The organism is Actinoplanes palleronii (genome assembly GCF_016862315.1).
GTDB lineage: Bacteria > Actinomycetota > Actinomycetes > Mycobacteriales > Micromonosporaceae > Actinoplanes > Actinoplanes palleronii.
Map to the genome: position 1 here is coordinate 122,167 of NZ_BOMS01000053.1, position 10,748 is coordinate 132,914.

The 10,748-nt window shown below is 68.9% G+C and carries 12 protein-coding genes; 10 read left to right on the forward strand and 2 right to left on the reverse strand.

The window, feature by feature from the left end; genetic code table 11:
- Positions 1–92: 92 nt before the first annotated feature.
- From ruvX to Apa02nite_RS20270, 4 genes are all read left to right on the forward strand, one after another.
- Complete coding sequence (ruvX, locus tag Apa02nite_RS20255) at positions 93–554, forward strand: Holliday junction resolvase RuvX (protein WP_067705092.1); 462 nt, start codon at positions 93–95, stop codon at positions 552–554.
- Positions 555–1,739: an endolytic transglycosylase MltG gene (gene mltG, locus Apa02nite_RS20260; RefSeq protein WP_203826358.1), complete on the forward strand. Its 1,185-nt coding sequence runs from the start codon at positions 555–557 to the stop codon at positions 1,737–1,739.
- A 132-nt stretch (positions 1,740–1,871) separates the two neighbouring features.
- Positions 1,872–3,065, forward strand: coding sequence for an endolytic transglycosylase MltG (gene mltG, locus Apa02nite_RS20265; protein ID WP_203826359.1), 1,194 nt, complete (start codon positions 1,872–1,874; stop codon positions 3,063–3,065).
- A 70-nt stretch (positions 3,066–3,135) separates the two neighbouring features.
- Positions 3,136–4,008, forward strand: coding sequence for a shikimate dehydrogenase (locus Apa02nite_RS20270; protein WP_067705029.1), 873 nt, complete (start codon positions 3,136–3,138; stop codon positions 4,006–4,008).
- Here Apa02nite_RS20270 and Apa02nite_RS20275 read toward each other — a convergent pair.
- Positions 4,005–5,243: a multidrug effflux MFS transporter gene (locus tag Apa02nite_RS20275; RefSeq protein WP_239164429.1), complete on the reverse strand. Its 1,239-nt coding sequence runs from the start codon at positions 5,241–5,243 to the stop codon at positions 4,005–4,007. The genes Apa02nite_RS20270 and Apa02nite_RS20275 overlap by 4 nt on opposite strands.
- Before the next feature lie 144 nt (positions 5,244–5,387).
- Here Apa02nite_RS20275 and aroC point away from each other — a divergent pair, with 144 nt between their 5' ends.
- From aroC to nusB, 6 genes are all read left to right on the forward strand, one after another.
- On the forward strand, positions 5,388–6,566 hold the full coding sequence (aroC, locus tag Apa02nite_RS20280; RefSeq protein ID WP_067705032.1) for a chorismate synthase: 1,179 nt from the start codon (positions 5,388–5,390) through the stop codon (positions 6,564–6,566).
- Positions 6,566–7,066, forward strand: coding sequence for a shikimate kinase (locus Apa02nite_RS20285; protein ID WP_203826361.1), 501 nt, complete (start codon positions 6,566–6,568; stop codon positions 7,064–7,066). Before aroC ends, Apa02nite_RS20285 begins: the two co-directional genes overlap by 1 nt.
- 210 nt (positions 7,067–7,276) lie before the next feature.
- Complete coding sequence (aroB, locus tag Apa02nite_RS20290; protein WP_203826362.1) at positions 7,277–8,338, forward strand: 3-dehydroquinate synthase; 1,062 nt, start codon at positions 7,277–7,279, stop codon at positions 8,336–8,338.
- Positions 8,335–8,754, forward strand: a complete 420-nt coding sequence (gene aroQ / locus Apa02nite_RS20295; RefSeq protein WP_067705050.1) for a type II 3-dehydroquinate dehydratase — start codon at positions 8,335–8,337, stop codon at positions 8,752–8,754. Before aroB ends, aroQ begins: the two co-directional genes overlap by 4 nt.
- 75 nt (positions 8,755–8,829) lie before the next feature.
- A complete protein-coding gene (gene efp, locus Apa02nite_RS20300) occupies positions 8,830–9,387 on the forward strand; it encodes an elongation factor P (protein ID WP_067705057.1) in 558 nt (185 codons plus the stop codon).
- Positions 9,387–9,821: a transcription antitermination factor NusB gene (nusB, locus tag Apa02nite_RS20305; RefSeq protein ID WP_067705058.1), complete on the forward strand. Its 435-nt coding sequence runs from the start codon at positions 9,387–9,389 to the stop codon at positions 9,819–9,821. Before efp ends, nusB begins: the two co-directional genes overlap by 1 nt.
- Before the next feature lie 185 nt (positions 9,822–10,006).
- Here nusB and bldD read toward each other — a convergent pair whose 3' ends face one another.
- Positions 10,007–10,495: a transcriptional regulator BldD gene (gene bldD, locus Apa02nite_RS20310; RefSeq protein WP_014446326.1), complete on the reverse strand. Its 489-nt coding sequence runs from the start codon at positions 10,493–10,495 to the stop codon at positions 10,007–10,009.
- Between the last annotated feature and the right edge of the window lie 253 nt (positions 10,496–10,748).

Below are 10,748 nucleotides of genomic sequence, written 5' to 3' on the forward strand. Positions count from 1 at the left end.
TCGATATTTCTTGATATCGGCTCTCTTCGCCTTTCGAAACGGCTTGTTCGCAGGACTTGGAGAAGCGGCTTGCTGGTGTGCAGGGAGAGAGCGTGACACACGGCTTCACCCGAGGGGTGCGCCTCGGGGTGGACGTCGGCCAGGTGCGCGTCGGGGTCGCCAAGTGCGACCCGGACGGGATCCTGGCCAGCCCGGTGGTGACCGTGGCCCGGGATCAGCTGGCCGGCGAGGACAAGGTCCCCGCCGACATCGCCGAGCTGGCCCGGCTGGCGGAGGAGCACGAGGCCGTCGAGGTCGTCGTGGGGCTCCCGGTCGCCCTGAACGGGCGCGAGGGCGTGGCGGCCGGCCACGTCCGGGCGTACGTGGAACGGCTGAGCGCGGCTGTCGCGCCTCGGCCGGTCGTGCTCTCCGACGAGCGGATGTCGACCGTGGTAGCCAGCCGTAGGCTGAGTGAGCGGGGCGTTCGCGGGCGTCGGCAGCGTGCCGTCGTCGACCAGGCGGCCGCCGTGGAGATCCTGCAGTGCTGGCTGGACGCGCAGCGGAGGCAGACTTAATTGAACGACGACGACCTGGATCTTTCGTTCGAGGGAGCCGAGGACCGAGGCCGGTGGAAACATCGCAAGAAGGAGGGCAGCGGTCGCACGCTGATGGCCTTCGCCATGGTCATTCTGCTGCTCGGCGCACTCGGCGGCGGTGTTTACGTCGGCTACGACAAGGTGAAGGGCTACTTCAGCGCTGAGGACTTCCCCGGTCCCGGCGCCGGTGAGGCCGTCATCGAGGTCAAGTCCGGCAACACCGCGACCGACATCGCCAACACCCTGTTCAAAGCGGGTGTGGTGAAGAGCGCCGCGGCGTTCGTCGACGCTGCCAAGGACAACCCGAAGAGCACCGAGGTGCAGGTCGGGTCGTATCTCCTGAAGAAGGAGATGAAGGCCAGCGAGGCGCTGACCATGCTGCTGGACCTGAAGAACAAGAACGTCAACAAGGTGACCATCCCCGAGGGGATCATCTCGCTGCAGATCTTCGACCGGCTGTCGAAGGCGTCCGGCATCCCGGTCGCCGAGTTCAAGAAGGCCGCGAAGGATCCGCAGAAGCTCGGGGTGCCGGCGCTCTGGTTCACCCGCCTGGACGGCAAGAAGGTCGTCAAGACGGACATCGAGGGCTTCCTCTACCCGGCGACGTACGAGATCCCGAAGAAGAGCACCGCCACCGACATCCTCAAGATGATCATCGCGAACTTCAACGCCGAGATGGACAAGCTCGACTTCGTCGCGAAGGTGAAGAAGCTCGACGTCAAGATCTCGCCGTACGAGGCGCTGGTGGCGGCGTCGATCGCTCAGGTCGAGGGGCTGCTCCCGGTGGACATGGGTCCGATCGTGCGCGTGCTGTACAACCGTGCCTATACCGGCAATTTCCCGTGCAGCTGCCTGCAACTGGACAGCACGGTGAACTACTGGCTGCGGATCTCCGGCAAGGATGCGAAGTCCTCGGAGAAGCTGCTCAGGGACGAGCTGCACGACCCGAAGAACCCGTACAACTACGACGTCAAGGGCATGGCGGTCGGGCCGATCAGCAGTCCCGGTGAAATTGCTCTCAAGGGTGCTCTCAACCCCCCGAAGAGCGGTTATTTCTTCTTCGTGACGATTGACAAAAAGGGCACGACGGCATACGGCGTGACCAACGATGACCACAAGGCGAACATTCAAATCGCCTGCAGGAACGGTATTCCGCTCTGCTGAAGTCATGAACGGCCGGCCGGATCATTCCGGCCGGCCGGTGGTGCGAGGTAGCGCCGATTGTCGATCCGTGGCACCCTCCCTTTCGTGGTTCCGGCCGGGGGCTCGGTGGCTGGACGGGTAGCGGAGGCGGTCATGCTCGACGATCTGGACGCGGTACTGGAGGAAGAGGATCAGCCGGCGAAGTCCGATTCGCCACGGCTGAGCCCACGCGGGCGGGGTGGCCGCTCGGCCATCGCCCTCTTCCTCACCCTGCTGCTGTTCGGCCTGCTGGCCGGGGGCGGGTGGTACGGGTACACCAAGGTCAAGGGCCTGTTCACCGACGAGGACTACGCAGGTCCCGGTGGCGCCGAGGCGATCGTGCAGATCAAGACCGGTCAGTCGGCCGCCGAGATCGGCACCACGCTGGTCGGTCAGAAGGTGGTCGCCTCGGCCGACGCGTTCGTCGCGGCCGCCAAGGAGAACGCGCGCAGCAAGAACATCCAGGCCGGCTGGTACAAGCTCAAGGTCGAGATGAAGGCGAGCGACGCGCTCACCCTGCTGCTCGACCCGAAGAGCCGCTGGGTCACCAAGGTCACCCTGCCCGAGGGCCTCACCTACCAGCAGACCTTCCAGGCGCTGTCGAAAGCCACCAAGATCCCGGTGGCCGCGTTCGAGAAGGCCGGCAAGAACCCGGTCGGGCTCGGGATCGACGCGTCCTGGTTCACCCGCAGCGACGGCAAGAAGATCGACAAGACCGACATCGAGGGCTTCCTCTACCCGGCGACGTACGAGCTGTCGCCGAAGGCGGACGCCACCGAGGTGCTCAAGACGATCATCGCGAACTTCAACACGCAGATGGAGCAGATGGAGTTCGCCGCCACCGTGCGCAAGTCGCGGGGCGGGGTCACGCCGTACGAGGCCCTGATCGTGGCGTCGATCGCGCAGGCCGAGGCGCTCAAGGACGTGGACATGGCGAAGGTGTCCCGGGTGATCTACAACCGGGCGTACGGCGACTTCGACTGCAAGTGCCTGGGCCTGGACAGCACGGTCAACTACTGGCTGCGGATCACCGGCAAGGGCTCTAAGGCGTCCGAGCACCTGACGAACGCGGATCTGCACAATCCGAAGAACCCGTACAACACGCACGACAAGAAGGGCCTGCCGCCCGGCCCGATCGGCAACCCCGGCCAGGTTGCGATCAAGGGCGCCATGAACCCGACGAACAACTTCCCGTACTACTACTTCATCAGCGTCGACACGGCCGGGACGATGGCCTACGGCAAGACCGGCGAGGACCACGCCAAGAACGTCCTGATCGCCTGCCAGAACGGCATTCCGCTCTGCTGACGTCGTCCCCTGTGGGCGGACTCCGTAAAATACGACGGCGACCCTTCGCCGACGACAAGGACGGACCGCTGTGCAGACGAACAGCTCGCGACGGGCGGCCGTCCTCGGCAAGCCGATCGCCCACTCGCTCTCCCCGGTGATCCATCGTGCCGGGTTCGCCGCCGCCGGCCTGACCGGCTGGAGCTACGAGGCGATCGAGTGCGCCGAGTCGGAGCTTCCCGCCCTGGTGGCCGGCTTCGGCCCGGAGTGGGCCGGCCTGTCGCTGACCATGCCGCTCAAGGAGGCCGCGCTCAAGCTGGCCGCCGTGGCGACACCGGCCGCGCTCGCCGTCGGTGTCGCGAACACTCTGGTCCGCCAGCCGGACGGGGCCTGGCACGCCGACAACACCGACATCTCCGGCATGGTCCGGGTGCTGCGCGAGGCCGGTCTGGGCCGTGGCACCGGCCGGCACGCCGTCCCGGAGGCGCCGCCGCGGGTGACCATTCTCGGTAACGGCGGCACCGCCCGCGCCGCGCTGGCCACCGCGGCCGAGCTGGGCGCCGAGGTGGTCACGCTGATCACCCGCCGCCCCGAGGCCCGCGACGAGCTGGAGCCGATCGCCGGCGAGCTCGGCATCAAGCTGGACGGCGTGGCCTGGGCCGACGCCCCGTCCGCGTTCGACGCCGACGCGGTGATCGCCACGGTGCCCAAGGGTGCCGCCGACGAGCTGGCCGCGGTGGCCACCTGGCGGCCCGGGACGGTGCTCTTCGACGCGCTCTACGACCCGTGGCCGACACCGCTCGCCGCGTCGGCGTCCGCGGCCGGGCTGGCCGTGGTCTCCGGGCTGGACCTGCTGCTGGCCCAGGCGCTGAGCCAGTTCGAGCAGTTCACCGGGGTGCCCGACGCCCCGGAGGCGGAGATGCGGGCCGCTCTCGACGAGGCGGTCCGCGCCCGCTCGGCCTAGTTTTTCGGCGAGGCGGGGGCCGCGCGGGTCAGGACCGCTGTCACGATCAGGGCCGCTGCGGCAAAACCGAAAATCACCACCGCCATCGGTACGCCGTGACCGGCCGCGCCCAGTCCCACCAGCGGCGCGGCCACCGCGCCGATCACCGACTGGACCCCGCCGAGCAGCGCGGCGGCCGCCCCGGCGTGCGCCGGATAGCGGTCCAGGGCCAGGGCGGCAGTGTTCGGCAGGATCAGTCCCATCGCCGTGACCAGCAGGAACAGCCCCGCGAGGAGCACCAGCAGGCTCTGCAGCCCGGCGCCGAGCAGGGCCAGCGCGCCCGCGACGGTCAGCAGCACCAGCCCGGTGCCGAGCATGGTGCGCAGGCCCCACCGGCCCAGCAGCGCGCCGTTGGCCTGGCTCAGCACGGTCAGGCCGATCGCGTTCGCGCCGAAGAGCAGGCTGAACACGGTGGGGGACAGGCCGTACCCGTCCTGCAGCACAAAACTCGACCCGGAGATGTAGGCGAACAGGGCGGCGAACGCGAACGCCTGGGCCAGCGCGTACCCGAGGAAGACCCGATCGGTGAAGAGCGTCCGCGCGATGCCGGCCAGCGAACCCAGCCCGCCCGCGCTGCGCCGCTCCGGCGGCAGCGTCTCCGGCAGGCCGACCAGCACCAGCAGGGTGAGCAGCAGGCCGATCACGCCGAGCGCCACGAAGATCCCCTGCCAGGAGGCGGCCCGCAGCACCGCGCTGCCCAGGCTGGGCGCCGCGATCGGCGCCACCCCGAAGATCAGCGTCAGCGTGCCGAACAGCCGCGCCGCACCCACCCCGGAACTCAGGTCGCGGACCACCGCCCGGGCCACCACGACGCCGACCCCACCGGCAACCCCCTGCAGGAAGCGGAGGCCGGTCAGCACCGGCGCCGTCGGGGCCAGGGCGATCAAGAACGAGACGATCGCGTACGCCAGCACGCCCAGCAGCGCCGGTCGCCGCCGTCCCCAGCGGTCGCTGAGCGGGCCGAACACGAACTGGCCCAGCGCCAGCCCGATCAGGCACGCGGTGAGCGACAGCTGCACCTGCCCGGCCGGCACCCGCAGCTCGGCGGTGATCTCCGGCAGCGCCGGCAGGTACATGTCGAGCGAGAGCGGCCCGATCGCGGTGATCAGCCCGAGCACCACGACGAGCAGGGCCCGGGGACGCGGGGCCGGTGACTCGGGCGGGGCGTCTGCTGCGGCGGTGCTGGGTGCGGTCACGCCGCCGAAGTTACGGCGGCGCGGTGTCCGGCCGGTGTCCGCGCACACCAGGTGTGACCAGCACCGCTCGTCGTTCCCGGTCCGGAGTGCGGGATCGGCGTGCCTCCCGTCGGCGCGTGCGGGCCGCATATCTAGACTTCTCCCATGCTGCGCTGGCTTACTGCAGGTGAATCGCACGGTCCGGCTCTCGTCGCGCTTCTGGAGGGTGTTCCCGCCGGGGTGGAGGTGACGAGCGCGGACATCACCCGTGACCTCGTGCGCCGACGCCTGGGCTACGGCCGCGGCGCCCGGATGAAGTTCGAGCAGGACGAGGTCGAGTTCATCGGCGGTGTCCGGCACGGCCTGACCCTGGGCAGCCCGGTCGCGATCCGGGTCGGCAACACCGAGTGGCCGAAGTGGGAGACGGTGATGTCACCCGATCCGGTCGACCCCGAGGTGCTGGCCGCGCAGACCCGCAACGCCCCGCTGACCCGCCCGCGCCCCGGTCACGCCGACCTGGCCGGCATGCAGAAGTACGGGCACACCGACGCCCGCCCGATCCTGGAGCGCGCCAGCGCCCGGGAGACCGCGGCCCGGGTCGCCGTCGGCGTGGTCGCCAAGCAGCTGATCAAGCAGGCCCTGGGCATCGAGATCGTCTCGCACGTGATCGAGCTGGGTTCGGTCGCCGCCAAGTCCGGCCTGATCCCCACGCCTGACGACGCCGACCGGATCGACGCCGACCCGCTGCGCTGCCTCGACCCGGAGGCCAGCGCCCGGATGGTGGCCGAGGTCGACGCCGCCAAGCGGGACGCCGACACGCTCGGTGGCATCGTCGAGGTGCTGGCCTACCACGTCCCGCCGGGCCTCGGCTCGCACGTGCAGTGGGACCGCAAGCTCGACGCCCGCCTCGCGACCGCGCTGATGTCCATCCAGTCGGTCAAGGGCGTCGAGATCGGCGACGGGTTCACCCAGGCCCGTTCGCGCGGCTCGGTCGCGCACGACGAGATCATCCCCACGCCGGACGGCGTGAAGCGGGTCACCGACCGCGCCGGCGGCCTCGAGGGCGGCATCACCAACGGTGAGCCGCTGCGGGTCCGCGCCGCCCTGAAGCCGATCTCGTCGCTGAACCGGGCCCTGCAGACCGTCGACATCCTCACCGGCGAGGCCACCACCGCGATCAACCAGCGCTCCGACGTCTGCGCGGTCCCGGCCGGCGCGGTCGTCGCCGAGGCGATGGTCGCCCTGGTCCTGGCCGAGGCCGCCACCGAGAAGTTCGGCGGCGACTCGGTCCCGGAGATCCGCCGCAACCTGCAGTCCTACCTGGACAACCTGGTGATCCGCTGATGGCGCCGGTCGCAGTCCTGGTCGGCCCGCCGGGCGCCGGCAAGACCACCATCGGCGAGGCCGTCGCGGCCGCCCTGGGCCTGACGTTCGTCGACACCGACGCCCTCATCGAGGCCCGCGCCGGCAAGCCCATCCCGGACATCTTCATCGACGAGGGTGAGCCCGTCTTCCGCGCCCTGGAACGCGAGGTCGTCGCGGAGGCCCTCACGTCGTTCCCGGGTGTCCTGGCCCTGGGCGGCGGCGCCATCCTCGACGAGGCCACCCGCAAACTCCTCCACGACCACACGGTCGTCTTCCTCTCGGTCGAGCTCTCCGACGCCATCAAGCGGGTAGGCCTCGGCGGCGGCCGCCCCCTGCTGGCCATGAACCCGCGCGCGACGATGAAGTACCTGCTGGAGCAGCGCCGTCCGCTCTACACCGAGATCGCCACCCACACCATCACCACCGACGCCCGCGACCCCGCCGAGATCGCCGCCGAGGTGGCCACCCTCCTCCGCTGACCCGGACACGTCCGTTCCCAGCGCTGCGTGGGGAGTTCGGGTGCGGAGCGCACCGCAACTCCCCACACACGTCTGTGGCAAGCGTTGTGTGGGGAGTTCGGGTGCGGAGCGCGCCCAAACTCCCCACACACGTCTGGGGTGGGTGCCCACCTGGCGGACCGATGGCTGTGTGCGACGACTGCGGGCCGGGGCACCGATAGGCTCAGCGCTGTGGTGACGCGAATTCCGGTGGCGGGTGACCGTCCGTATGACGTGATCGTCGGGCGAGGCCTTGACGACGAGCTTCCGAAGCTGATCGAGGGGGCCGCGCGGGTCGCTGTGCTGTATCCGCCGACGCTGCGTGAGCGGGCGGCGGCGGTGGCCGAGGCGGCACGGGCCACGACGGTGCTGATCGAGGTGCCGGACGCCGAGCGGGGCAAGACCGTCGAGGTGGCCGCGCACTGCTGGGACGAGCTGGGCGCGGCGGGCTTCACCCGTACCGATGTGGTTGTCGGTGTCGGTGGGGGAGCGACCACCGACCTGGCCGGCTACGTCGCCGCGGCCTGGTTGCGCGGGGTGCGCTGGGTGCCGGTCTCCACATCGGTGGCCGGCATGGTCGACGCCGCGGTCGGCGGGAAGACCGCGGTGAACATCGGGGCCGGCAAGAACCTGGTCGGCGCGTTCCACCCGCCCGCCGGTGTCCTCTGTGACCTGGACGCGCTGGACACGCTGCCGGCCGAGGACATCGCCGCCGGGCTGGCCGAGGTGGTCAAGGGCGGGTTCATCGCCGACCCGCGGATCCTGGAGCTGGTCGAGGCCGACCCGAAGGCCGCGCTGGACCCGCGCAGTGACGTGCTGCGGGAGCTGATCGAGCGCAAGATCCAGGTGAAGGCCGACGTGGTCGGGGTGGACCTGCGGGAGTCCGGGCTGCGGGAGATCCTGAACTACGGGCACACGCTGGGTCACGCCATCGAGCGCCGGGAGAAGTACACCTGGAAGCACGGGCACGCGGTCGCCGTCGGCATGATCTTCGCGGCCGAGCTGGGCCGGTTGTCCGGGCGGCTGGACGAGGACACCGCCGCGCGGCACCGGCGGATCCTCGAACTGCTCGGCCTGCCCACGTCGTACGACAAAGATGCCTGGACCGACCTCGAGGCCGGGATGCGCGTCGACAAGAAGACCCGGGCCGCGACCTTGCGGTTCGTGGTCCTGGACGGCCTGGCGAAGCCGGGCATCCTGGCCGGGCCGGACGACGACCTGCTGCGGCGGGCCTACGCGGCGGTGGCCCGATGATCTACGTGCTGAACGGGCCGAACCTGAACCGGCTGGGCACCCGGGAACCGGACATCTACGGCAAGACGACCTACCAGGACCTGGTCGACATGTGCCTGAGCGTGGCCGAGGACCTGGGCGTGACGGTCCAGGTGGAGCAGACGAACGCCGAGCACCAGATGATCGAGTGGCTGCACCGGGCCGTCGACGAGGGCGCCGACGTGGTGCTGAACCCGGCCGCCTGGACGCATTACAACATCGCGATCCGCGATGCCTGCGCGTTGCTGCGTGGCAAGCTGGTCGAGGTGCACATCTCCAACATCCATCAGCGGGAGGAGTGGCGGCACCACTCAGTGATCTCGGCGGTGGCGACCGGAGTGATCGCGGGGCTCGGTATAGACGGGTACCGGCTGGCTTTGGAACACATCTGCCGGTAGGCCCGATTCGCCCTCACCAGCCAATCATCGGTAAAGTGGTTCGGTCACCGATTCGCGTCAAGATCAAGGCAGGACATGGCTTCCACCAACGACCTGAAGAACGGCCTGGTTCTCAACCTCGACAAGGAGCTGTGGTCCGTCGTTGAGTTCCAGCACGTCAAGCCCGGTAAGGGTCCCGCCTTCGTGCGGACCACGCTGAAGCACGTGCTGTCCGGCAAGGTCGTCGACAAGACCTTCAACGCGGGCACCAAGGTCGAAACCGCGACCGTGGACAAGCGCACGATGCAGTATCTGTACAAGGACGGCGACGACTACGTCTTCATGGACCTGGACACGTTCGACCAGATCCACGTCCCCGGTGTGACGGTTGGCGACAACGCCAACTACCTGCTCCCGGAGGCTGAGGCCACGGTCGCGCTGCACGAGGGTGTGCCGCTCTACATCGAGCTGGCGACCAGCGTGTTCCTCGAGGTCACCTACACCGAGCCGGGCCTGCAGGGCGACCGCTCGACCGGTGGCACCAAGCCGGCGACCGTCGAGACCGGCGCCACGGTTCAGGTTCCGCTCTTCATCACCACCGGTGAGAAGATCAAGGTCGACACCCGCGACGGCCGCTACCTCGGCCGCAGCTGATGGCGGAAGGTCCCAAGAAGGAACGGCTGGCGCGCCGCAAGGCTCGCAAGCGGGCGCTGGACGTCCTCTTCGAGGCTGACCTGCGTAATCTGGCGCCGGGCGAGGTGCTCGTCACCTATCTCGAGCGGATCGCCAAGCCGCACCCCGAGCACCTCGGGTATGCGATCACCCTGATCGAGGGTGTCGCCAAGAACCTCGATCGGGTCGACGAGCTGATCGCGAGCTACGCCGAGGGCTGGACGATCGACCGGATGCCGGCCGTTGACCGGAACCTGGCGCGGATCGCGGTCTACGAGCTGCTCTACGAGCCCGAGGTCGACGACCCGGTGGCGATCACCGAGGCGGTGGAGCTGGCGAAGGAGATGTCGACCGACGACAGCCCGCGGTTCCTCAACGGTCTGCTGGACCGGATCGCGGCGTTCGCCACGCGCTGAGTGTCACCGGAAAGCAGGAAACGGCCTGGACCAGTTGGTCCGGGCCGTTTTTTCAGATATTGCACTTTTCCGAAGAGAGTTCCGCAATGTGGACATCCGGAAAAGGATAAGGAGAAGCCCGCGTCGATCTTGGGGGGCCGACGCGGGCTCTTTTTGCGTACCGGAGTGACCCGGCTACCAGGAAATCAGCTGGCGAAGAACGCCCGGGGGTCGGCGACCAGAACACCCTGCTCGGTCAGCCGCTCGATCAAGCCCGAGGGCGAGATGTCGTAGACGATGGCGAGGGCACGCAGGTCGTCGGCGCGGATCGAGAGGACCCGGCCGTTGTAGTCGCCGCGCTGCTGCTGGATGGCCCGGGCGTACCGCGCCACGTAGGCGAGGTCCTCACCGGTGGTGTCGTACAGCTTCTCGAGGTCCAACACGATCTTGTTGGTCGCCTCGAGGCGGATGCCACTGCCGTCGGGCAGCAGCTCGGAGACGGGTACTCGGTAGAAGTCGGCCAGTTCGGCCAGACGCGATACGGTTACCGCGCGGTCGCCACGCTCGTACGAGCCGACCACGACGGCCTTCCATCGACCGTTGGACTTCTCTTCGACGCCTTGCAGGGACAGGCCCTGCTGCTGGCGGATGGAGCGCAGGCGAGCGCCTAGCGACTTCGCGTACTCAGACGGCATTCGGACACTCCCAGTACTGTGCTCGGCCCGGAGGGTTCTTCCTCACGGATCGCTACGCTGCGTGACGGTACGGAGTTTGCGACCGCCGGTCAAGTGTTGGTTACCGATGAGTCGCGCGGGCCCTTCCAAAGTTACCGGCTGTATCCCTAGTTGCTGGATTTGTCCGGGTTGTTCGTGGGTCAGGCACGTCACCATGGTCAGCGCTTGGTCCACTGGTAACGTAGCGTCAGCCATCGCGCCGGTTCCTACAGGG